The sequence below is a fragment of the Oceanisphaera pacifica genome, assembly GCF_017498065.1.
GTDB classification, from domain to species: Bacteria; Pseudomonadota; Gammaproteobacteria; order Enterobacterales; family Aeromonadaceae; genus Oceanimonas; species Oceanimonas pacifica.
The window spans coordinates 66,534-90,268 of sequence record NZ_JAGDFX010000015.1 but is presented as its reverse complement, the minus strand read 5'-3'; the positions used below and the strand labels follow the sequence as shown (position 1 = coordinate 90,268).

General features: G+C 48.0%; 20 protein-coding genes. 10 read left to right on the top strand and 10 right to left on the bottom strand.

Annotation, left to right across the window (positions count from 1 at the left end; translation table 11 throughout):
- Positions 1-169: 169 nt before the first annotated feature.
- The gene (locus J3U76_RS12420; protein ID WP_208006298.1) at positions 170-457 is read right to left on the bottom strand and encodes a hypothetical protein; all 288 of its coding nucleotides are present in this window, start codon (positions 455-457) and stop codon (positions 170-172) included.
- A 159-nt stretch (positions 458-616) separates the two neighbouring features.
- Between J3U76_RS12420 and J3U76_RS12415 the strand changes: the two genes are divergently transcribed.
- Positions 617-1,315, top strand: a complete 699-nt coding sequence (locus J3U76_RS12415) for a phosphatase PAP2 family protein (RefSeq protein ID WP_341534348.1) — start codon at positions 617-619, stop codon at positions 1,313-1,315.
- Here the strand turns inward: J3U76_RS12415 and J3U76_RS12410 are convergent.
- Together J3U76_RS12410 and rnk are read right to left on the bottom strand one after the other, a co-directional pair.
- Positions 1,301-2,257 (bottom strand): AEC family transporter, encoded by a 957-nt coding sequence (locus tag J3U76_RS12410; protein ID WP_208006296.1) that lies wholly within the window; start codon positions 2,255-2,257, stop codon positions 1,301-1,303. The genes J3U76_RS12415 and J3U76_RS12410 overlap by 15 nt on opposite strands.
- Positions 2,258-2,347: 90 nt before the next feature.
- Positions 2,348-2,755: a nucleoside diphosphate kinase regulator gene (rnk, locus tag J3U76_RS12405; protein WP_208006295.1), complete on the bottom strand. Its 408-nt coding sequence runs from the start codon at positions 2,753-2,755 to the stop codon at positions 2,348-2,350.
- Positions 2,756-2,998: 243 nt separating this feature from the next.
- On the opposite strand from rnk, the gene J3U76_RS12400 reads away from it, so the two are divergent.
- Positions 2,999-3,607 carry an OmpW family outer membrane protein gene (locus J3U76_RS12400; protein ID WP_208006294.1) on the top strand — a complete coding sequence of 203 codons (609 nt, stop codon included), beginning with the start codon at positions 2,999-3,001 and terminating at the stop codon, positions 3,605-3,607.
- Between the two features lie 88 nt (positions 3,608-3,695).
- Here the strand turns inward: J3U76_RS12400 and J3U76_RS12395 are convergent, their stop codons facing one another.
- Positions 3,696-4,985 carry a cation:proton antiporter gene (locus J3U76_RS12395; RefSeq protein WP_208006293.1) on the bottom strand — a complete coding sequence of 430 codons (1,290 nt, stop codon included), beginning with the start codon at positions 4,983-4,985 and terminating at the stop codon, positions 3,696-3,698.
- A gap of 240 nt (positions 4,986-5,225) precedes the next feature.
- Between J3U76_RS12395 and metH the strand changes: the two genes are divergently transcribed.
- On the top strand, positions 5,226-8,906 hold the full coding sequence (gene metH / locus J3U76_RS12390; protein ID WP_341534347.1) for a methionine synthase: 3,681 nt from the start codon (positions 5,226-5,228) through the stop codon (positions 8,904-8,906).
- Positions 8,907-8,991: 85 nt separating this feature from the next.
- A complete protein-coding gene (locus J3U76_RS12385) occupies positions 8,992-10,314 on the top strand; it encodes a D-alanyl-D-alanine carboxypeptidase (protein ID WP_243454238.1) in 1,323 nt (440 codons plus the stop codon).
- Positions 10,315-10,973: 659 nt separating this feature from the next.
- Here J3U76_RS12385 and J3U76_RS12380 read toward each other — a convergent pair.
- The 3 genes from J3U76_RS12380 to J3U76_RS12370 form a co-directional block, all read right to left on the bottom strand.
- Positions 10,974-11,453: a methylated-DNA--[protein]-cysteine S-methyltransferase gene (locus J3U76_RS12380; protein ID WP_208006292.1), complete on the bottom strand. Its 480-nt coding sequence runs from the start codon at positions 11,451-11,453 to the stop codon at positions 10,974-10,976.
- 76 nt (positions 11,454-11,529) lie between these two features.
- On the bottom strand, positions 11,530-11,841 hold the full coding sequence (locus J3U76_RS12375; RefSeq protein ID WP_208006291.1) for a YqfO family protein: 312 nt from the start codon (positions 11,839-11,841) through the stop codon (positions 11,530-11,532).
- 170 nt (positions 11,842-12,011) lie between these two features.
- Positions 12,012-12,584 carry a PhnA domain-containing protein gene (locus tag J3U76_RS12370; protein WP_208006290.1) on the bottom strand — a complete coding sequence of 191 codons (573 nt, stop codon included), beginning with the start codon at positions 12,582-12,584 and terminating at the stop codon, positions 12,012-12,014.
- A 129-nt stretch (positions 12,585-12,713) separates the two neighbouring features.
- On the opposite strand from J3U76_RS12370, the gene J3U76_RS12365 reads away from it, so the two are divergent.
- The 5 genes from J3U76_RS12365 to J3U76_RS12345 are packed head-to-tail and all read left to right on the top strand — an operon-like array spanning position 12,714 to position 17,918.
- A complete protein-coding gene (locus J3U76_RS12365; RefSeq protein ID WP_208006289.1) occupies positions 12,714-13,823 on the top strand; it encodes an MlaE family ABC transporter permease in 1,110 nt (369 codons plus the stop codon).
- Positions 13,817-14,611, top strand: a complete 795-nt coding sequence (locus tag J3U76_RS12360; RefSeq protein ID WP_208006288.1) for an ABC transporter ATP-binding protein — start codon at positions 13,817-13,819, stop codon at positions 14,609-14,611. Before J3U76_RS12365 ends, J3U76_RS12360 begins: the two co-directional genes overlap by 7 nt.
- A gap of 3 nt (positions 14,612-14,614) precedes the next feature.
- Complete coding sequence (locus tag J3U76_RS12355) at positions 14,615-15,553, top strand: MlaD family protein (protein ID WP_208006287.1); 939 nt, start codon at positions 14,615-14,617, stop codon at positions 15,551-15,553.
- Positions 15,550-16,191: an ABC-type transport auxiliary lipoprotein family protein gene (locus tag J3U76_RS12350; protein ID WP_208006286.1), complete on the top strand. Its 642-nt coding sequence runs from the start codon at positions 15,550-15,552 to the stop codon at positions 16,189-16,191. The genes J3U76_RS12355 and J3U76_RS12350 overlap by 4 nt, the downstream gene beginning before the upstream one ends.
- Positions 16,188-17,918: a chloride channel protein gene (locus tag J3U76_RS12345; protein WP_208006285.1), complete on the top strand. Its 1,731-nt coding sequence runs from the start codon at positions 16,188-16,190 to the stop codon at positions 17,916-17,918. The genes J3U76_RS12350 and J3U76_RS12345 overlap by 4 nt, the downstream gene beginning before the upstream one ends.
- A 148-nt stretch (positions 17,919-18,066) precedes the next feature.
- Here J3U76_RS12345 and J3U76_RS12340 read toward each other — a convergent pair whose 3' ends face one another.
- Positions 18,067-18,999, bottom strand: a complete 933-nt coding sequence (locus J3U76_RS12340; RefSeq protein ID WP_208006284.1) for a PA2778 family cysteine peptidase — start codon at positions 18,997-18,999, stop codon at positions 18,067-18,069.
- 11 nt (positions 19,000-19,010) lie between these two features.
- Positions 19,011-19,403 (bottom strand): PA2779 family protein, encoded by a 393-nt coding sequence (locus tag J3U76_RS12335; RefSeq protein WP_208006283.1) that lies wholly within the window; start codon positions 19,401-19,403, stop codon positions 19,011-19,013.
- 262 nt (positions 19,404-19,665) lie between these two features.
- Between J3U76_RS12335 and J3U76_RS12330 the strand changes: the two genes are divergently transcribed.
- Complete coding sequence (locus J3U76_RS12330; RefSeq protein WP_481130286.1) at positions 19,666-20,475, top strand: glutaminyl-peptide cyclotransferase; 810 nt, start codon at positions 19,666-19,668, stop codon at positions 20,473-20,475.
- A 360-nt stretch (positions 20,476-20,835) separates the two neighbouring features.
- On the opposite strand, the gene uvrA is transcribed toward J3U76_RS12330, so the two are convergent.
- Entirely contained in the window at positions 20,836-23,673 is a 2,838-nt protein-coding gene (gene uvrA, locus J3U76_RS12325; protein WP_208006281.1) for an excinuclease ABC subunit UvrA, read from the bottom strand.
- Between the last annotated feature and the right edge of the window lie 62 nt (positions 23,674-23,735).

The following is a 23,735-nucleotide window of genomic DNA, read 5'->3' as shown; positions in this document are numbered from 1 at the left end:
TTTTTAAAAATTATGAAGACATCATGAGCAGCGTCTGCGAGGCCTGGAACACCTTTATTGAAAGTGCCGAACGCGTGACACAAATGTGCTCCAGAGAGTGGATAAATCTGACCAGTTAATTTTACAGGATGGTATAAGTTGGTATTAATCGTCGGGGCTTGTTCGTTCTTTACGAAGTCAGCGTTTGAACAATTTGCTGCCACTCTTGCTGGGTGCTGCAATTGGGGCGCTTTTTCTTGGCGCGGCCGTACCAGTAATCGGCATTCCACAGCACACCTTCTACATGATGTAAGTAAGCATGTACCCAGGCAGATGGCTGATCGGTATTATCACGGATCACTTCGTGAGCTTCTTCCCACTGACCATTGGCATCTAACCATAAGGCGGTAAGCGCATCGGATAGGCCGGCAGGCGGTGTGGGTTGCTTTAGGGAGGCGTTAAATTCTTTAAAGTTCATGCTGTGCATCCTTGTCTAAAAATAAAATTGGGACTGACCTATTTTAACATAGGCTGAGCACTAGCGAGTGGATTCACCCAAGAGGGTGTACGCTGGGCGAGTAGAAGAAAATTTCGTACAATGGCGCCTATAACAAAACATATAAAAGCAGAGGCTAGGGTGTCGTTACAATTTAATAAGTGGTTATTTTGGAATCTACTGGCGGCGGCTGTGTTGGCTAGCTGGTATTGGTTGCCAAACCATGGCTTTTGGTTAGATATAGATAAGAGTTTCTTTTATTACTTTAATAACAAAATTGGTAACAGCGATGCTTGGGTCAATGTCATTGCCATTGCTAACAACAGAGCTTTTGATGGGGTCGCTTTATTAGCGATGGGGCTAGTGTATTACAGCTACTATCGAGGGCAAAGCGATGAGCGGAAACGCCAACTGCTGATTATTGGCTTAGTTATGCTGTTAAGTGCAGTGGGGCTAAACCAATTAGGGCGTGCAATACCCGTAGAAAGGCCGAGCCCAACTTTGGTATTCGACAATATTTATCGCTTAACTGAGCTGGCCACCTTTAAAACCAAAGACTCATCGGGTGATAGTTTCCCCGGAGACCATGGTTTAATGTTAATGATTTTTACCGCTTTTGTATGGCGTTTTTTATCTTGGAAAGCGGGATTATGGGGCTGTTTGTTTGTGGTGATTTATTCAGCTCCTAGAGTTATGGCAGGCGCGCACTGGTGGAGCGATATCTACGTAGGCGCGCTTTCTGTTGCTTGTTTTGGTATGGCGTGGCTAATGCACACCGGCTTTTATGACGGACTAATTAGTTGGCTTGATCGCCACTTACCGCGGCTAAAGAAAGCCTAAACCTTTGAGTAAGGCGGCGCCTAGGCTGGTACTGATCAGGGAGCCTAAGGTGGTTACAGCGATAATGTTAGCGGCTAAGGCGGCATTGCCGCCCATGGCTCGCACCATCACATAACTGGCGGCGGCTGTGGGTGAGGCATTAATTAAAAACAGTATGCTGAGCTCCATCCCTCTAAACCCCACCCAATAGCCGCCAAAAGTAATGACTGCTGGTACCACTAATAATCGCAATATAGCGACCGTGGGTAGCAAGGCTGTGTCATCTTTGTGACCCTTTAGGCTTAAGCTGGCTCCAGTACAAAGTAATGCCAGCGGTAGAGAGAGTTGAGCAAGGTAAGCACCCGTTTTCATTAGTATTTCAGGCAGTACCCAGTCGCTGGCCGCTAAGGGTAAGGCGGCGACTATGCCAATAATTAGAGGGTTTTTTATAATATTTTTAGCCAGCAGACCAAGTTGCATATTGTCATTGTGATGAAGGCTTCGACTTAGGGTAAACACCGCCAATATATTAAATAAGATGGTCAGGCTGGCGACGTACATAGCCGCTGCAGCGACCCCCGAATGACCATAGGCATTATTCACATAGGCTAACCCCACTATGGCCATATTAGCCCGAAACACGCCTTGCACGACTATGCCCCGTAATCCTTGGTTGCTGACATATCGACTCGCCCACCACTCTAACAACACAAATACGGTTAAAGTGGCTGCAATGCCATAAAGGATGAGCTTAAGGCTACTCATTTGACTAAAATCAGTTTGCGCTATGCTAGTAAACAGTAACATGGGCAGAGCGATATTAAATACCAACTTACTGGCGCTATCAATAAAGCCGTCGTTCATCATTTGGCTACGGCGTAAAGCAAAGCCTAATAATAGTAAGAGACAAATAGGCCCTGTGATAGAAAGAGCAAATAGCAGGCTGTTAATAAATAAGTTCAAGTGTCACTCGTGGTTATGTTTTGCGAAAGTTAAATACTGCTTAGATAAACCTAAATAGAAAAAGGCGCACAATTGTGCGCCTTTTTCTATTTAGGTCTGATAATCGCCAGCACGCTCTGGTTGGTAGTCAAGCGCAGCAATGCTTACCTGCATTACTTTGCCATTAGGGGCGGGCCAGTCGATAGTTTGGCCCACGCTTAAGCCCAATAGCGCTGCACCTATGGGGGCTAATACCGAAATTTTAGTATTGCCGTTGTCCATATCGCGTGGGTAGCACAACGTTTTGGTAAAGGTTTCTTTACCCGTAGCGATAGCAAAGGTAATAGTGGAGTTCATGGTTACTATGTTGTCTGGTACCTCAGTGGGGGCAACCACTTTGGCGCGGTCAAGCTCGTTTTCTAGCCGGGTAACGGCATCGGACTCGGGCTGTTTTTCTAGTAAGGCTTCAAGGCGTACTAGATCTAGGGTAGAGACAGTAATGTGTGGCAACTTGGCCATATAAACCTCCATAAATAAAGCAGGCAACGCTAAAAGCGCTGCCTGAACCCGATGACTTAGATATACCTTAAGCGTCTGTATTTAGCTAGCTATTGGCTTTGTTATTTTTTATGAGAAGTAAAAAAGCAGTAATAAAGGCACTTTTACCAACAAGTTTGCGTTAAATCAAAAAGTGGTTATCTAGACTCAGGCAGACTAACTGCAATTAAGTTCAATTACTCGAAAATAAAGTAAGGATTAAGCATGAAAAAAGTTGCTTTGTTAGTTGCCGCAGCCTTAATGGCCCCTTCTGCTTTTGCTCACCAAGCCGGTGATATTCTAGTGCGTGGTGGCGCCGTGACTGTTACCCCTAACAGCAGTGGTGACGATGTGCTAGGTACTGGCCATTTAGATGTTCAGAGTAATACTCAGCTTGGCTTAACCTTTTCTTACATGCTGACCGATAACTGGGGCGTAGAGTTGCTTGGCGCGACCCCTTTCTCTCATTCAGTGAGAACAGCAGGCCTTGGCGAGGTAGCCAAGGTAAAGCACTTACCACCGAGTTTAGTGGCCCAGTACTATTTTGGTAACGCACAAAGTAAAGTACGCCCGTATGTAGGTGCCGGTATTAACTATACCTTCTTTTTTGATGAGAAAGGCCGTGGACCTTTGGCGGGCACCGATGTAGAAGCGGATGATTCTTGGGGCTTAGCGGCTCAAGCAGGTATTGATATGGCCGTGACTGATAAATTATTTGTTAACGGCTCTATCTGGTATATGGATATTGATACTGAAGTGACTACGGCAGTGGGTAATTTTGACACCAGCATCGACCCTATCGGCCTAATGGTCGGTTTAGGCTACCGTTTCTAAGTTATGCTAACCTGAGTTAAGAAACTTTATGTTTCAGTAAAAAAGGCAGGCCGTGGGCCTGCCTTTTTATGTTGAGCTTAGTTAACCATTATTCTATTGGAAAACCGGCTTTTTCGGCGGTCTTGGCCTTGTTGATCATAGGGGTAATGGTCATGCCTTGTACTATGATTGAAAACAGCACAATGGCGTAGGTCATCATTAGAATAATATCCCGTAAATCAAACTGTCCTTGTGCGCCTAGCTTAACGCCAGCAGGAATAGACAGCGCCATGGCGAGCGATAAGCCGCCTCGTAAGCCGCCCCAAGTAAGAATGCGTACCGAAAACTTGTTGTAGCTTCTAAAGCGACGAAACGCGAGGTAAGGTACAGAAACACTCAGAAAGCGGCTGGCCAGCACTAGGGGTACGCTGCACAGTATGAGTACCCATGCCTGCCAGTGAAACTCCACTAATAACATCGCCAAGCCAATCAATAAAAATAAAATGGCGTTAAGAAACTCATCTAACAAGTGCCAAAACTCATCTAGGTATTTTTCACTCTGCTCAGAAAAGCCGGTATAGCGGGTCCAGTTACCAATCATAATACCGGTGACCACCATAGCCAGGGCGCCAGATACTCCTAACAGATTAGCAAGTGCGAAGCCGGCGGTAGGAATACAGAGCGTCATTAACAGCTCCATAGAGCCATCGTCGGTGGCACTGATCATTAGGTGTGCCATCAGCCCCAATAAGGCGCCAAAAATAATGCCGCCAATGGCCTCGTGCATAAATAGGGTCATCACCGAGCTAACCGTGGCCTCGGTGCCGCTAAAAGCCACAGCAAAAATGGTTAAAAAGATGACCAAGCCAATACCATCATTAAACAAGGACTCGCCTTCAATTTGAATGGCAATTTGTTCTGGTGCCCCTAGCTTTTTAACGATGGCCAGCACGGCAATAGGGTCGGTGGGGGAAATAAGTGCGCCAAATAATAAACAATATACAAATGGCATGGGAATGGCAGCAAGATAGGCGAGTAACCAAAGCCCAAGCGCCACAATAGCGGTAGAAATAAGCACGCCAACAATCACTAAGATAGATATTTCCCACTTCTGAGTTTTAAGGGCGGGCAGGTTAATACCTAAGCCGCCAGCAAACAGTAAGAAGCCGAGAATTCCTTGTAATAAGAAATCACCAAAAGCGAGACTTTCAAGGGTATTAATGGCGTGGGTTTGTAGTTCTGGCCAAGCCGTTTTTCCGAGCACCAACATGATAATAGACATAATGAGGGCGCCAGAGGTGATGGCAATGGTGGTTTGTATTTTTATTATATATTGATTGACGAAAGCGATAGTGATCGCCGTGGCCGCCAAAAAACACAGGGTGTAATAGACGCTCATGAGGGACAGTTCCGGTAAGAGTTTTTATTATAGTTGCAAGCTTGCTGGTCTTTGCCAGCGGTATCTATTGTGCCTTATTTAGGTGTGCTTCCCTAGAAAAAACTGCGGTTAAATTGCACAACATTGGCCCTGAGCCTTGATCTTTTTTAGAGCTAGACATAGATGTCTAGATTTCTCGTTTGCCAGAGTGTGATAAGATGCAATTTGCGAAAGGGAACCCAGTTGTAACAGGAGTTAATAGTGTCTAGATCCCCCGTTTTTTCTCAGCTAGAACAGGCGCTTGCCGAGCGTATTTTAATTATAGACGGCGGAATGGGCACTATGATCCAGTCGCACCGTTTAGAAGAAGCCGCCTATCGTGGTGAGCGCTTTGCCGATTGGCCATCGGATCTTAAGGGCAATAATGATTTATTAGTGTTAAGTCAGCCGGAGCTGATTGCACAAATACATAATGATTATTTTGCGGCTGGTGCCGACATTGTTGAAACCAATACCTTTAATGCGACTCATATCGCCATGGCCGATTACCAAATGGAATCGCTGGCGGTAGAAATGAACCTTGAGGCTGCTAAACTGGCGCGCAAAGTGGCAGATGAGTGGACCGCCAAAGAGCCGCATAAACCGCGCTTTGTGGCTGGGGTATTGGGCCCCACCAACCGTACCGCTTCTATTTCGCCGGATGTAAATGATGCGGGTTATCGAAATATTTCTTTCGATCAATTAGTGGATGCTTACACCGAAGCTGCACAAGCGCTGATTGACGGTGGCGCACACATGCTCATGATCGAAACCATCTTCGATACCTTAAATGCTAAAGCCGCCGTATTTGCCATCGAAACGCTGTTCGACAAATTAGGTACCCGCATTCCGGTGATGATTTCGGGCACCATTACCGACGCTTCAGGCCGAACTCTCACCGGTCAAACCACCGAAGCTTTTTATCACTCATTGCGCCATGCTAACCCGCTGTCTTTTGGTTTGAACTGTGCGCTGGGTCCCAATGAGTTACGTCAATACGTACAAGAGTTGTCACGTATTAGTGAGACCTATGTGTCGGCCCACCCTAATGCGGGCTTACCCAATGCCTTTGGTGAATATGATTTAGAAGCCGATGAAATGGCGGAGCATATTCGTGAATGGGCTGAAAGTGGTTTCTTAAACTTAGTGGGTGGTTGCTGTGGCTCTAGCCCTGAACATATTCGGGTGATGGCTGAAGCGGTAGCGGGGATTAAGCCGCGCGTTTTACCAGAGATAACGTCTGCTTGTCGTTTATCAGGCCTTGAGCCCTTTAATATTTTTGCCGATAGCATGTTTGTGAACGTGGGTGAACGTACCAACGTAACGGGCTCGGCTAAATTTAAGCGCTTAATTAAAGAAGAAAATTACGATGAAGCGCTGCAAGTAGCATTGCAACAGGTAGAAAACGGCGCGCAAATTATCGATATCAACATGGACGAAGGCATGTTGGACTCGAAAGCCTGTATGACGCGCTTTTTAAACTTAATTGCTGGTGAGCCCGATATCTCACGGGTGCCCATTATGATTGACTCCTCTAAGTGGGAGGTGATTGAAGCCGGCCTTAAGTGTATTCAGGGCAAAGGCGTGGTTAACTCAATTTCAATGAAGGAAGGCGTTGAGCCTTTTATTGAGCAAGCCAAATTAGTGCGCCGCTATGGTGCCGCCGTTATTGTAATGGCGTTTGATGAAGTAGGGCAGGCAGATACCCGAGCGCGTAAATATGAAATTTGTGAACGCGCTTATCGGATCTTGGTCGATGAAGTCGGCTTCCCACCGGAAGATATTATCTTCGACCCCAATATTTTTGCCGTGGCCACCGGTATTGAAGAGCACAATAACTACGCCGTAGAATTTATTGACGTAGTAAAAGACATTAAGGCCAACTTACCTCATGCCATGATCTCCGGCGGTGTCTCTAACGTTTCCTTCTCGTTTCGGGGTAACGAAGTGGTGCGAGAGGCTATTCACTCTGTGTTCTTATACCATGCGGTAAAAAATGGCATGGACATGGGGATCGTTAATGCCGGCCAGTTGGCTATCTATGAAGATATAGATCCCGAGCTAAAAGAAAAAGTCATAGCTGTGGTGCTTAACGAAAGCGAAGAGGCCACCGAAGCCTTATTAGAAATTGCCGAACGTTATCGTAATAGTGGCAGTGAGGCGGTTGATCCGCGCGATTTAGAGTGGCGCACTTGGCCAGTTAATGAGCGCTTATCGCACTCTTTAGTGAAAGGCTTAACGGATTTTATTGAAGAAGATACTGAAGCAGCGCGCCTTGAAGCCGCCCGTCCTCTCGATGTGATTGAAGGGCCATTAATGGATGGCATGAATGTGGTGGGCGACCTATTTGGCGCCGGCAAAATGTTCTTGCCGCAAGTGGTGAAATCGGCACGAGTCATGAAGCGCGCCGTGGCTTATCTCAACCCTTATATTGAAGCCAGTAAAGAGGTGGGGCAAAGTAATGGCCGAGTTGTGATGGCCACGGTAAAGGGCGACGTACACGATATTGGTAAAAACATTGTGGGTGTGGTGCTGCAATGTAATAACTTTGAAGTGATTGATTTAGGGGTTATGGTGCCCTGTGAGAAAATCTTACAAACCGCGCGCGAAGTGAATGCCGACATGATTGGCTTATCGGGTTTGATCACGCCCTCGCTCGATGAAATGGTCAACGTGGCCAAAGAGATGCAGCGTCAAGGCTTTACCATACCGCTATTAATTGGGGGGGCCACTACCTCTAAAGCACACACAGCAGTAAAAATTGAACAAAATTACGATGAGCCAGTGGTGTATGTATCCAATGCCTCTCGTGCTGTGGGTGTGGTACAAACTCTGCTTAGCAAAGAAAATAAACCGGCTTTTGTTGAGCGATTAAATAAAGAATATGAGGTGGTGCGGGATCAGCACGCCCGTAAAAAGCCGCGCACTCGGCCTGTGACCTTGGCCGAGGCGCGGGCCAATAAAGTCGACATTGATTGGAACACTTATGTGCCACCAGTACCGGCTAAGCCTGGCATACATGAGTTTCATAACACGCCGATTTCTGTAGTGCGTGAATATATCGACTGGTCTCCCTTCTTTATGACCTGGGGGCTGGCGGGTAAATTCCCCCGTATTTTAGAAGACGAAGTGGTGGGAGTTGAGGCGACTAAGTTGTATGCCGACGCCCAAGCCATGCTCGATAAGCTAGAAAAAGACGCCACCTTGAGTTGTGCGGGCGTGATTGGGTTATATCCGGCTAACAGTGTGGGGGACGACGTAGAGATTTATACCGATGAGTCACGCACTCAGGTATTACAAACTTTACGTTTCTTGCGTCAACAAACCGAGAAAAAAGACGGCTTCCCTAACTATTGCTTAGCCGACTATGTGGCACCTAAAGGAACACAGCCAGACTATATTGGCGGCTTTGCGGTGACGGGGGGTATTGGTGAAGATGATATTATCCGTGCCTATAAAGACGCAGAAGATGACTATAACGCCATTTTAGCCGGCTCGGTAGCAGATCGTTTAGCAGAAGCCTTTGCCGAATACTTGCACTTGTTAGTGCGTCGCGAATATTGGGGTTATGCGGCCGATGAGACGCTGGGCAATGACGAATTAATTCGTGAGAAATACGACGGTATACGTCCGGCACCGGGTTATCCTGCTTGTCCTGAGCACACCGAAAAAGGTACGCTGTGGAACTGGTTAGAAGTAGAAAAACGTATTGGTATGCGCTTAACAGAGTCTTATGCCATGTGGCCTGGTGCTGCTGTGGCGGGCTTTTACTTTTCGTACCCCAATACCCGCTATTTTGCCGTTGCCCAAATTCAAGAAGATCAATTGCTCGACTATGCCGAGCGTAAAGGGATGACGCGAGAAGTAGCAGAGAAGTGGTTAGCCCCTAACCTAAGTGCGTAACGACCATTACTTGTTATAAAAAGGCGCCTATGGCGCCTTTTTATAATAGTGATCTTTTATTATTAAGGATGATGAGGAGCTTGCTATGTTAGTTTCAATACGTCAGATAACAAGCCAGTGGCTGCTAGCAATGGCGCTATTATGTGTAGGCATCGGGCAAGTGAATGCCGATACCCAGCAAGAAGGTGAGGGAGAAGATAACCCTAAATACGCGGCTATTATCGTCAATGCTAACAGCGGTGAAGTTTTGCATGCCGATCGTGCCGATGAGCCCCGTTACCCTGCTTCGTTAACCAAGATGATGACGCTTTATCTCCTGTTTGACGCCATGGATAATGGCTTAATGAAACTGGATACCCGTATGCCAGTATCGGCCCACGCCGCCTCTATGCCACAAACCAATATTTCATTAGCCGAGGGCGATCGGCTGCGAGTGCGCGATGCCATTCCTGCACTTATTGTACGCTCAGCGAACGATGCCGCCGTGGTAGTAGCAGAAGCATTAGGGGGAACGGAGCGCGAGTTTGCCAATATAATGACGGCTAAGGCCAAGGCATTGAATATGACAGCGACTACCTTTCGTAATGCGTCTGGCTTGCCCGATAATGAACAGCGCTCAACGGCCCGTGACTTGGCTATTCTCGCAATGCGTTTAATGAAGGGTCATGCTGATTATTACCACTACTTTTCGACACTTACTTTTACTTTTAATGGTAAAACCTACGATAGTCATAATCGCATGGTAAAAGATTATGCCGGTACCGATGGTATGAAGACGGGCTATATTCGTGCTTCTGGCTTTAATGTGGCCACCTCTGTACTGAGAGACGGTCAACGTTTAGTGGGCGTGGTGATGGGGGGGAAAAGCTCGCGCTCGCGTAATGCTGAAATGACAGCCCTGCTGGATAAAAGTTTTGTTCAAGCTGAACAGCTGGCGCAACTTTCCCCTAATGGCGCTAATAAAACCGTGGCGGCGCCGGTGAGTAATATTGTAATTAGTACGCAAACTGTGCGTAAAGTGACACGTAAAGCGCCGGATACCAAAGTGAATACACGATCACCCGCTGTGGTTGAGGTGGCGGCACAGCCGCCTGTGGCGCCTAAGCCGTTACCTGCAGCGGCATCGGTGCAGTCTTCAAGTCAGTCTACAGGCTCAGCTCTGGGTTGGGCGATACAAGTCGGCTCTTTTCAAGGTTCAAAGCAAGCGAAAACCAGAGCCGCTAATGCCCAACGCCAATTGGATAATATTAAGCCTTCTCAAATAAAGGTGAGTGAAGTTAGCTTGAGTGATCGTATTTTATACCGTTCACAATTAGTGGATTTGCAGCAAGAGCAAGCTAAGCAATCTTGCGCCCGTTTAGAGCGCCAAGGCATGGATTGCTTAGTGATTAAAATGCCCAACAGCTAGGGAGCCCTTCGGGCAGCGGTATGCTTTAAGCTGTTAGCTATCAGTTCAACACCGAAAATACGAAAAGAGAAATAGAAAAGGGGCAACCTAAGTTGCCCCTTTTTAGATCGTCTATGTGGTTTAGTCCATCAACCGATATTGCTCCCTGCAATCCCTGACGTGCCAGTTCCTTGTTAGCTTTCCTTTTCCCATATCCGTTGGGCAGTCCTTTTATCATCCTAATGGAACGTCCTCTTGACGTTACCGCTCTCAATCCTTGAGGTGTCCTGTTGTCATCTTGACGGCTCGTTTTCCTAACGATGCCTGCTCTCAATCCTTGAGGTGTCCTTGTGTCATCCTAACGGCTCGTTTTCCTAACGATGCCTACTCTCAATCCTTGAGCTGTCCTTATTGCCATCTTGGCGACCTAGCATTCTAGTAGGTGGTGCTTCCTGCGAGATAAATACTACCCCAGCGCCTAAGTAATTTACGCCACTAAAATGACCTATTTAATCTAGTTGTAAATTGCATATTTCATAAGGGTTTGAAAATATTGAGGTATTTTTATTTTGGTGGAGGATCGCGCCTAGATAAAGCGTATATTCCACGGGTGTTTTACGACTTGGCGCACCTTGGCTATGGCGAATGTCGCACACTGCTTTAATGGCGCATGTAATGCATTAAGCAACAACACGGGCTTCATGTTTTAACAGCCAAGCTTTGCGCTCGACACCACCGGCATAACCGACCAGCTTGCCACTGGCGCCAATCACTCTATGACAGGGAATAATGAGCGCAATTGGGTTGCGGCTATTAGCTAAGCCCACCGCCCGCACCGCTTTGGGATTATTAATTTGTTCGGCTATGGTTTTATAGCTGCAATGCTCACCAAAAGGGATCTTGAGTAGCGCTTGCCAAACGCCTTGCTGAAAATCGGTACCCTGCGGCGCTAGGGGTAAACTAAAGTGCTGGCGTGCTCCTGAAAAGTATTGGTCTAGCTGCCGGCAGGCTTCTTGCTGCAAAGGTGTTGAAGGGGCGCAGGGCTGTTCAATATCATCACTAAAGTTTAAGGCGGTGATCACCTCTTGCTGATTGGCATCGATGCTTGTTGCTAGTGTGAGCCAACCCAAGGGGCAAGGGTGAGTGCAAAAGGTAGACATAGCAGGCTCCAAAATAAAAAGCTTAGCAGCAAAGAGTCGTGGTGAGAAAGCCGTGAGTGTTTGGCTGAGTCGTTATTTAAAATTCACTAAGTTGCCAGGCATCAAAGGCGGGTTCTTCGTAAGGGTGAGCGGTACGAAGGGCGGCAATGGCGGGCCTAATTAGCTGATCATCGCAGACTAACTCCACGCGTACCTCTGCCACTTGTTCAAGCTGACCGGCTTTGCCAATAAAAGGGCTGGCGGCGGCCATGGGTTTAAACTGACCAGTGCCGCGAGTTTCAAAGCAGCATTGTTCATAATCGCCAATCTGACCCGCACCCGTAGCAAATACCGCTGATTTCACTTGTTCAAGATGCGACTCGGGTACAAAAAATACTAATTTATACATAGGAACCTGCTAAAAAATGTGAGGGGTAAAGCGTAAGAAGTGAAGGGTAAAGACGCTGTGCTTTGTAAGCTGGCGCTTTAGCTGCCAGCCATTCTATTACGCAAATATGGGGGTGCCTGTTTTGGCCCGTCCTCTTCACGCTTTACACTGCATCCTTTGCGTATCTTTTCTTACACTTTCTTTAAAAAGGCGGCCACTAATTGAATTTGCATGCCATTAACACGGCCCATAATGTGGCCAGGCAGGCTGGCATTAAGGCCAATATTTTTAACTAGAGTGCCGCGTTTGGCGGTAAAGCCGGCGCCTTTTACGTCTAAATCTTTGATGATAGTCACAGAGTCACCGGCCTGTAAGCGCACGCCATTGCTATCTAACAGTACTTCACTGTCATCTTCTTCTTCATCCGCCACACCGGCTTCAACCCATGCTTGTACTTCTGGCTCTAAGTACATCATATCTAATAAGTCTTGCGCCCAAACTTCAGTGGATAATTGTTTTAGAGTACGCCAAGCCAAGACTTGTACAGCAGGCTCTGTGTTCCACATGCTATCGTTTAAGCAGCGCCAGTGGTTTTGGTCTTGTGGCGCTGTTAATTCGTTGCGACACGTTGCGCACAGTAAAACACAATGTTCGGCCTGATCGCCATTATGAGGAGCCACGGCGTGTATGGCGAGCGAGTCGGTGGCGGCACAAAGTTCACAGCTGTGGTTGCTGCGGGTAAGTAATTGTTGTTCAACTGACATGGTTAGGCTTCTCACTTTAGTAAAAAATACGGCTATATCCTAGCATAAAACCGCCTTCTTGTTGTGGTTATAGCTGGGATGCCAGACAATAGGTGTTTCATTTGAGTTATTGTTTATAGGGGCTAATGCATGGGAGATGATCGCCCATCCCTAACGTTAGTGAAGGGATGCGCACAGCTGAAAGGGCCGTGGACTTTAGCGCATTATCGCCAATTAAAGCAGGACTTAGGCGCGGTCACCTCTGTTATCCATCAGTTGGATGTGCGCCAATTAACTGCGTTAGACACAGCCGGAGCCAGTTTGCTCATTGAGTGTGTAGGGGCCAATACCCTAAGCCAATTACTGCCCAGCGCTACAGGTCTATCTGCTGAACGCCGTGCCTTATTGCAGGCGGTGGCTGATGCTATTGGCACACCCGCGCCTGAGGCTGCTGTTGCGTCACATTGGACGGACAGCCTTGCCTATTTAGGTAAAAAAGTACTGAGTGGTTGGCAGCAGTGTGTGCTTTTGCTTGGCTTTATGGGGCTGACATTAAGTACCTTGGTTAGCTCATTATTTATACCAAGACGCTGGCGCCTGACGGCCTTAGTGGCGCAAATGCAGCAATGCGGACTAAATGCCGTGCCCATTGTTGCCTTACTCACTTTTTTAGTGGGCGCCGTAGTGGCGTTTTTAGGGGCCACCGTTTTGGTTAACTTTGGCGCAACCCTGTATACGGTCGACTTAGTTGCCTATTCTTTTTTACGGGAGTTTGGCGTTTTATTAACGGCTATCTTGTTGGCGGGGCGCACGGCGAGCGCATTTACCGCACAGCTAGGCTCAATGAAAATAAACGAAGAATTGGATGCGCTGCGTATTCAAGGGCTTGACCCTATTACATTATTGGTATTACCTCGACTATTAGCCTTAGTCATTGCCTTACCCTTATTGGCATTTATTGCCGTGTTATCCGGCTTAGCTGGCGGGGCCATGGTGTCGTTATTAGCGCTGGATATTTCATTCGTACAGTATCTGTCTATTTTGCAGCAAATTCCTCTGCGACACTTATGGATAGGCCTAGGTAAAGCCCCTATTTTTGCTTTATTAATTGCCCTTATTGGTTGCTTAGAAGGCTTTAAAGTCAGTGGAAGTGCACAGTCTGTGGGGCAACATACTACCTCGAGCGTGGTGCAATCTATTTTTGTGGTGATCTTATTAGATGCTATTGCGGCACTATTTTTGATGGAGATGGGATGGTAGTGCATACCAAACAGGTGATCATTGAGGTGCAAAACCTGGTGAATCGGTTTGGCAGCCATGTGGTGCATCAAGAGCTGGATCTGAGTGTTTATCGCGGTGAGATCTTAGGTGTAGTGGGCGGATCGGGTACGGGTAAATCAGTATTGTTACGATCCATTGTTGGATTACGTCAACCTAATGCCGGCACAGTGCGGCTATTTGAGCATAATATGCCGGCACTGGCCCCAGCCAAGCGCCACCAATTGCAACAGCGTATTGGGGTCTTGTTTCAAAAGGGGGCTTTGTATTCCTCCCTCACCATACAAGAAAATATTGCACTGGCGCTAATAGAACAGGCGGGGCTATCGCGCCAAGAGGCCGCGGCACTGGCCATGGTTAAGATCGGCCTGGTGGGGTTATCGCGAACGGCTGCGAATAAATACCCAGCGGAGCTTTCTGGTGGCATGGTAAAGCGTGCGGCGTTAGCACGATCGTTGGCGCTGGATCCGGATATTTTATTTTTAGATGAGCCAACTGCAGGGCTTGATCCTATTGCTGCTGCGGCATTTGATCGCCTGTTATTAACCTTGCGTGATGCACTTAAATTAACCGTATTTTTGGTGACTCACGATCTTGATACCTTGTATGCCTGCTGCGATCGTGTGGCAGTATTATCGCAAAAGCGGGTCTTAGTCGTCGATAGTTTGCCTAAGGTCGCATTGACCGATAATCCTTGGATCCGCGACTATTTTCAGGGTCCCCGAGGCCGCAGTGCTCAACAGTCGGCGAATGCTTTCGCTCAGGAGTAAATAATGGAAACCCGCGCCCATCATGTATTAATTGGTCTATTTACGCTGGCAGTGGCTGGCGGTATTTTGTTATTTAGCTTGTGGCTGGTGAAGGCGAGTGACCAACAAGATTCACAGTTATACGATATTGTTTTTCGTGAAGCTGTAACTGGGCTCAGTATAGGGAGCAGAGTCGAATACAGTGGCATTCGTGTGGGGGTAGTGACACAGCTGTCGCTTGATAAGCACGACCCTCGCCAAGTGTGGGCTAGAGTTAGGCTCACCGAGCAAGCGCCCATTAAAGTTGATACCCAAGCTCGATTATCTCTTGCCCTTATTACGGGGATTGCCAGCATTCAGCTGAGCCAAGGGTCGCCAAACAGTCCTTTACTCGAGAGTAAAAACGGCGACATACCTCAGATTGTTGCCACGCCTTCTCCTATTGCACGGCTCAGGCTCAACAGTGAGGATTTAATGCAGTCTGTGACCTTATTAGTTGATAATGCCAACCGATTATTTTCAAAAGAAAATAGTGAGCACTTTAGTCAAGTCTTGGCTAATTTAGAAACCACGACTGCGCTGGTGAGCGAGCAAAAAGCAGAATTGCGCCAAGGGGTGCAAGATATAGTGGCGGCGAGCCAACAAATGAAAATGGCCATGACCCGTGCCAATCGTTTAATTAGTGATGTCGAGCATCAGCTTGATCATAAAGGTGAGCGATTATGGAGTCATGCCGATAACGCACTGGCATCACTTAGCCGCAGCAGTGCGCAAATAGAGCATTTACTAAAGGATAACCAACAGGCATTAAGCTCGGGGTTGCAGGGCATGGGGGAGTTGCAACCCATGATGCGTGAATTGCGTAGCACCTTGACGAGGTTGGGTGAGCTTTCTCGACGGTTAGAGCAAGATCCTGTGAACTTCTTAATGGGTAGCGACAATATAACGGAGTTTCAGCCATGAACACCACCAAACTAAGACGCTATCAAACACTGGGGGTTTTGTTGTTACCTTTGATGCTGGCGGCGTGCTCAGTGTTACCTAAGCCTGAGCCGGTGACTCTTTATCACTTACCCTCGCAGCCCCTCGATCTTCAGACAGATACTGAGCGCCCCCTTGCCATTACCTTGCAGATTAATCGCCCTCAAGCCAATGGCTTACTAGCTGGCGAAAGAATAACGGTAAGCCCCAAGCCAAACCAGTTGAGTGTGTATCAAGGTGCACAATGGGCGACCTCTGTGCCTGTGCTGTTTCGCGATCAGCTCATCACTCGATGGCAACAATATAACCACTTTGAGCATATTATTAGTGATCATGAAGCCTTGCCAGCAGACCTTGAATTACAGGGAGCATTACGTGCCTTTTATACTGAATATCAACAAGATAAGCCGAGAGTCGTGATTTACTTTGATGCACAGTTAATTGAGCATCAAAGCCGTACCCTATTGGCCAGCAAGCAGTTTGTGGTGCATCAAGCCCCAGACGCGGTAGAGGTGCCAGCCGTGGTTGCAGCCTTTGGTGTGGCTCATGCACAACTGGCCGATGATATGCTGAGCTGGCTATTGGGCGTGATCGAAAATAAGGGGCGAGATGAATCATGAGCCATTCTAAAAGAACGCTACGCCAGTTATTTACTGGTCCGTCACACAGCCTATTACTGTTAGTGGTCATGGGCTGTGTTATTGGCGTGGTAGCGGGCTTAGTGATGGCAAGCTTTATTGCATTACTCAACCTGGTATTGGGTAGGCTAAATGGTGAGACTTTAGAAGACTTTGAATCACTGTCGATGGGGTGGCGTTTTGGCTTGCCCATATTAGGCAGTTGTTTGCTTATTTTGTTATACCGCTTTACCCCTAAGTCGGCGCAAAGTGTGGGGTTAGTCTATGTATTAGAGCGGTTGCAGTTTGGTCGTGGCCGCTTACCCTTGGCCAATACGCTGTTTCAATTTGTGGCGGCCCTTATTTCATTAGGATCTGGGCACAGCGTGGGGCGAGAAGGGCCTGCGGTGCAAATGGGATCTGGGGTTGCAAGCTTATTGGGGCAGTATACTGATCGGCCACCCAGCCAATTACGGTTGTTGGTGGGGTGTGGCACGGCGGCAGCCATTTCGGCGGCCTTTAATACGCCCTTAGCGGGAGTGCTGTTTGCCATGGAAGTGGTGTTAATGGAATACAGTATATTAGGTTTCGCCCCTATTATTGCCTCAGCCATTACCGCCTCTGCCTTTACTGGCTCACTGTTGGGCACTCATTCCATATTAACGCCAACTCGTTTGTCGTTGGCTGATTATGGTGATATTCCCAGTTTATTAATGACAGGGGTTTGGGTGGGAATCGTCGCGGTATTGTTCCACTATTTGGTGCGGCTGTTTTTACGTTTTCCTGTTAAATCTCGCGCGGTTCGTTTGTTATTAGCGGGATTTATTACGGGCAGTCTGGCGTTATTTGTACCGCAAATATTAGGCTCAGGTTACGATACGATTAATGCCACTTTGGCTGATCAGCTGCCTGTATTACTCTTGTTGTTGGTGCTGGGCGCTAAGTTAGTGGCCACGGCGGCCGCCATTGGCTTTGGTGTGCCTGGTGGGCAAATTGCCCCTATGTTAATGCTGGGGGTGTGTGCCGGAGGCATTGCCGGTGCCTTGGTACCGGGAGGATCTGAACCGGGCTTATATGCATTACTTGGCATGGCGGCCATGATGGGCGCCATGTTACATGCGCCGTTAGCCGCCATAGCCACAGTATTGGAGTTATCACTGAGTGCCGAAGCGATGTTTCCGGCCATGACGGTAGTATTAACCGCCAATTTAGTATGCCAACATGGTTTTCGCCAGCCCTCACTAATTCTCACCCTGCTAAAACAGCAAGGGCGTTTACTGCAAACTCACCCCTTGCGTGCTGCCTTGGCTCAGCGTTACCTGTCTGAGTTGGCGCATTTTGAATTTATAATAGTAGACTTGGGCGCTACTGAGCAGAAACGTCCCCCAGAGCATGACTCCATTGCAACCCTCATTGAGCAGCCAGCACTGTGGTTGGTTATTCGCCAACAAGAACAGTGCTATTTGTTGAAGAAGAGTGTACTGGAGCAGGCTTATCAACAACATGAGTCTGAACAATTGCCCACTTTAAATGAACTACTCACACCATTGCTTAAAGATAACTTACAGTTGATGGAGCTTAGTGAAGATGCCTCTTTGCTAACAGGTTTTAAAATTATCCAAAAAGAAGACATCCGTGGCTTTTTGATCCCCATCGGTCAACAAGGCCTAGGATTAGTCACCCGTCGTCGGCTGGTGAAAATGCTCACCTCAGACGAAGCCATGTATTAACCTGCCGCAGAGCGGCAATGTTGAATAAAATCGGGTTGTATTTTTGTAGGGTCCAATTCATTGGACCAAAATTGAGGCACAGGTTAACGGTCGATTGAAATCGACCCTACAAAATCCAATGCCATATTGTCTATTTATTCCACATTTATTAAAGTTTCGCTAATGCCTGCTTGGCTTGCGCTTGCCACTTGCCCGGCAGGGCTGCGGCTTTTTGTAAGCTGGCGCGGGCGGCTTCTATTTCACCCAGTCCTTGCTGCGTTAGGCCTAGGTTTAGCCAAGCAACGGCGAGGCTATCATCCGCTTGGGTGGCTTGAGTAAAGGCTTGGGCGGCGGCTTTTGGCTCACCGTTGGCGTGCAAGGCATTACCGAGGGCAAACCAGCCAAACGCCTGCTCTGGCCAACGACTCACCACTGCGTGCCAAGCGGGTAGCGCCTTGGTAGCAGAGTTGGCCGCTTCAAAGGCCGATATGCTATCCATAACGGCGGTGGGAGTCAGCGAGTGGGGTAATTGTGCTGGCGGTAACACCACCATGGCCCAGCGATCACTGCGTGCCCAGGTCGCATCAAAGCGGCTCATTTCTATGACCTGACGCGATTGTTCGCCGCTGTGCAAAATAAGGTGTTGGCGCTCTCTGTCATAACCAATAACCACGGCGTAGTGCCACATCGGCAAAAAAGATAAGCCTAGGTTTTGCAATACCACCACTGGGTGTCCGGCATTCACTTCTGTTAATAGCGCATCAAAGCTGCCATTAAGCGGATAACTAATACGCTGGTGGCGGCGCACTGTGGCGAGCATTTCGGGTTGTACGCTGCCTTCGCGGCCGGGCAAAAATACCTGAGGGATCAGCTCATCTACCGACGCAGACTGGCCGCTGGCAGCTAATGCCATCGATAAAGCCGCCGGGCCACATTGAAAGTCACGCTGACTATAAAAGGGCACCCCTGTAATATAAGACTGCTGGGGGAGCGCGGTTGCCGTGTCTTGAGATAACTGAGGTTGACTGGCACAGCCGCTTAGTAAGCCCAGCGTCAATAAGGCAAAAAGGCTCGCCATGCGAGCCTTTGTTAATAACATCATATTCTTCATCATTAGCGAGTAAAGGGATAAACGTTAGTTAAGCCCAGTAAGTCGGTTATCAGCAGCACGATAAACACCGTAAGCAGGGCGCCAATAACGGCGTTTGCACCGGCGGGCATATTGTCGAGCTGGTCGGCCATTTGCAGTACTTCTTGATCAGACATAGCCGCAACACGGGCTTCAACTTCGCTCATTTCTACGCCGTAATTTACTAGTTGCTCTTGTACCTCGGTGCGGGCCAATAAATCATTAATACGCTCACGTTCTGCACTAATCTGTACCGCATCTAATGCGCTTTGAGTAGAAACCAGCTGGCTGGGTTGCGCCTGTACAGCTATCGGCATGGTGCCCATCATGAGTGATAAAATAAGCAGCGGATTAAGAACGTTAAATAATTTTTTCATGGTGATGCTCCTAACTGAATGAGACATTAATAATGGCTGCGGTGATGATAATAAAGATGCAGCGGGACTCTCTTCTATTGTGCTATTAATATTAATTATTGTTAGCGCTTTAAATTTCTATCTAAATCGGTATAAGTGCAAGTTTTTTACTATGATTCAGAGGGTTACTTTTATCTAGACTAGCGGCTGAATTCTTACTCATCAATACTTTAGCCCCACTCTAGGCGTTTTTGTATTGCGACAACAATCGACACCTTGGCTTATCAGAGGGAGAAAAACCATTTATCTTATCAATATTCAGTGGCGTCTGCTGATACTGTTATTGTGTGTAATGACAGTTGCCAGCCCCGCTCGTGCCGTTGAGCAACTGGGGGTAAAAGTGATTGAGCGCCTACCTCACGACGCCAACGCCTTTACGCAAGGGTTGCACTGGCACCAAGGCGTATTCTATGAAAGTACCGGCTTATATGGTGCGAGCAGCTTACGTAAAGTGAACCCACTCACGGGTGAGGTGTTGGCGAGTGTGGAGTTAGAGCGCGCTTATTTTGGCGAAGGGCTAGCGCGGGTGGGGCAGCAATTAATTCAGCTAACCTGGCGTAAAGGGCTGGCACTGGTATACGACCTTGAGAGCTTAGCCTTAGTGCACACATTTGAGTATTCAGGCGAAGGCTGGGGCTTGTGCTTTGATGGTGATAATTTATGGATGAGCGATGGTTCTAGTCGCTTGTATCAACGCGATCCTCATGACTTTACTATGATAAAACAGCTAAATGTGACACTGAATAAAGAGACCGTACCCCAACTTAATGAGTTAGCCTGCGTGGGTGAGCATATTTACGCCAATGTTTGGAAAGAGCCGCGCTTAGTCCGCATTAATAAGGCGACCGGCCAGGTTGACGCAGAGATAGATGCCAGTCACTTAGTTGCTGAAAGTGGCCGCCGTCATCCCGAGTCGGTATTAAATGGCATTACTTATGACGAGCAAGCGCAGGTGTTTTACCTTACCGGCAAGCGCTGGCCCACAGTGTTTAAGGTGCAATGGCAAGCTCCTTCAAAGAGCCGTAAGCCGTAAGTTGTCAGTTTAAAGGGCTAGAGAGCTAGGCGCCTAGCTAAACAGAGATTAAAGATTTTTCGCAACGGAAGAACACGGAATTCACGGAAAAATGAAAACCTAAAGAGATTATTATTTGTAAGGGCGAAAGAAGGCTATACGCCATATGCTGTGCGAAAAAAACGTTGCCTCTTCGGTACAATGCGAGAGCAAGCATTCGCCTACAAAACCACCGCCAGAAGCAGCGGTTTTTACGTAAAGCATATGGCGTATAGCATACGAGTCTCAGCCTTTACTATTAAAAATCCCTTTCAGATCTTATCCCTATTTTTCTGTGGGTTCCGTGGATTCCGTTGCAACAAGCCCTTAGTCTTTTCGCTTTTAGCTAGACGCTGCTTTCTCCAACATAGGTTTCAAGAAGCGGGCTGTGTGTGAGGTGGGGTGTTCGGCCACGGTTTCTGGGGTGCCGGTTACCAAGATCTGACCACCGCCGCTGCCGCCTTCTGGACCAATATCAACAATCCAGTCGGCAGTTTTCACCACATCTAGGTTGTGCTCAATAATCACCACCGTATTGCCATGATCGCGCAAGCGGTTCAGCACGGTTAACAATAATTGAATATCTTGAAAATGCAGGCCAGTAGTGGGCTCATCTAAAATATATAAGGTTTGGCCGGTATCGCGCTTCGATAACTCTTTAGCCAGTTTTACCCGCTGCGCTTCACCACCCGATAAGGTAGTGGCAGATTGACCGAGTCGCACATAGGATAAACCAACGTCCATCAGGGTTTGTAGCTTGCGGTGAATAGCCGGCACGGGGGCGAAAAATTCGCAGGCCGCTTCTACCGTCATATCTAACACTTCGTGAATGTTTAAGCCCTTATATTTTATCTCTAAGGTTTCTCGATTGTATCTGTGGCTTTTACACACATCACAAGGCACATACACATCCGGTAAAAAGTGCATTTCCACCTTAATTAAACCATCACCTTGGCAGGCCTCACAACGGCCGCCTTTGACGTTAAACGAGAAGCGACCTGGTTTATAGCCACGAGAGCGTGCTTCTTGAGTGGCGGCAAATAGCTCACGAATGGGGGTAAAAATACCGGTATAGGTGGCAGGGTTGGAGCGTGGCGTACGACCAATCGGGCTTTGGTCAATATCCACCACTTTATCGAGCTTTTCCATGCCCTCTATGCTGCGATAAGGGGCGGGCTGGCTCACCGTCGCTTTATTGAGTTCGCGATGAGCAATGGGGAATAAGGTGTTGTTAATAAGGGTCGACTTGCCTGACCCCGATACCCCAGTGACACAGGTCATTAACCCCAGTGGTAACTGTAAGTCGACATTTTTTAAGTTATTGCCTGTTGCGCCTTTTAAAGTAAGCCAGTGCTCACTTGTTGGAGTGCGCTCAGCCGGAACAGCAATACTCTTTTTACCGGATAAATAAGCACCGGTTAATGACTCATCATTGGCCATTACCTCGGCGGGGGTACCCTCGGCCACTATCTCGCCGCCATGCACACCTGCACCAGGACCAATGTCTAATACATAATCGGCGGCAAGAATCGCATCTTCATCGTGCTCTACGACTATCACTGTATTACCCAAATCACGCAGGTGCACCAAGGTAGTCAGTAAGCGCTCATTATCGCGCTGATGTAGGCCAATGCTGGGTTCATCGAGTACATACATAACGCCCACTAAGCCGGCACCAATTTGGCTGGCCAAGCGAATACGCTGGGCTTCACCGCCCGATAAGGTATCGGCGCTGCGTGACAGCGTCAGATAATTAAGGCCCACGTTCACCAAGAACCCCAGGCGGGCAACGATTTCTTTAAAAATCTTATCGGCAATTTGCGCTTTTTGGCCGCTCAGCTCCATATTAGTGAAAAACTCATGGGCTTCACCAATCGCCATATTGGCCACTTGTGGCAAGGTGTGCTCTGCCACAAACACATTACGCGGCCCTTCTTTAAGGCGGGTGCCGCTACAAGTCGGGCAGGCTTGATGGCTTTGATATTTGGCCAACTCATCGCGCACCGAGTTTGACTCGGTTTCGCGATAGCGCCGGGTCATATTATGCACAATACCTTCAAAGGGGTGCTTGCGTACCAGCACATCGCCTCTGTCGTTCATGTATTTAAATTCGATGTTAGTGCGACCCGAGCCATATAGTACCGCTTGTTTCACGTCTTCTGTTAACTCTTGATAGGGCTCTTCTAGATCAAAATCATAATGCTCAGCCAGCGACTTCAGCATTTGATAATAGTAGTAGCTGCGTTTGTCCCAGCCGCGAATAGCCCCGCCCGATAAACTGAGCTCGGGATTGCTGATCACCTTATCGGGATCCACTACTTGCTGCGCCCCCAAGCCATCACAGGTTTCACAGGCCCCTGCTGGGTTATTAAACGAAAAGATACGCGGCTCTAACTCGGCAATAGAGTAACCACACTGCGGGCAAGCAAAGTTGGCGGAAAAGACCAACTCAGTATCATTGCTATCATCCATGGCCACCACAGAGGCAATGCCACCCGACAGTTCCAGCGCAGCTTCAAAAGATTCGGCTAAGCGCAGTTGCAGATCGTCGCGCACTTTAAAACGGTCGACCACCACTTCTATGGTGTGCTTTTTTTGTAGCTCTAGCGTGGGCGGATCCGATAAATCGCAGACTTCACCGTCGATTCGGGCGCGAATAAACCCCTGTGCCGAGAGGTTGTCTAGTAACTTGGTGTGCTCGCCTTTACGGTCACGCACCACAGGTGCCAATAACATCAGCTTTTCGCCTTCGGGCTGTGCTAATACCTTATCGACCATTTGGCTAATAGTTTGTGCGGTTAAGGGCAGGGCGTGTGTGGGGCAACGAGGCTCACCAACGCGAGCAAATAACAGTCGCAGGTAATCATAAATTTCGGTAATGGTGCCCACGGTAGAGCGTGGATTATGCGACGTTGACTTTTGTTCAATAGAAATAGCCGGTGATAAGCCTTCAATGTGATCTACATCGGGCTTTTCCATTAAAGAGAGAAACTGACGCGCATAGGCCGACAGAGACTCCACATAGCGCCGCTGCCCTTCGGCATAAAGAGTATCGAAGGCAAGGGATGATTTTCCAGAACCAGATAAACCTGTGATCACTATCAGCTTATCTCTGGGTAAATCCACACTGATATTTTTCAGGTTATGGGTTCGGGCTCCGCGTACTTCGATTTTCTTCATCTGCAACTGCACCTCGCTGTAAATTCGATCAACTAGTATGGCATTGCTTTAATAGCCAGCCA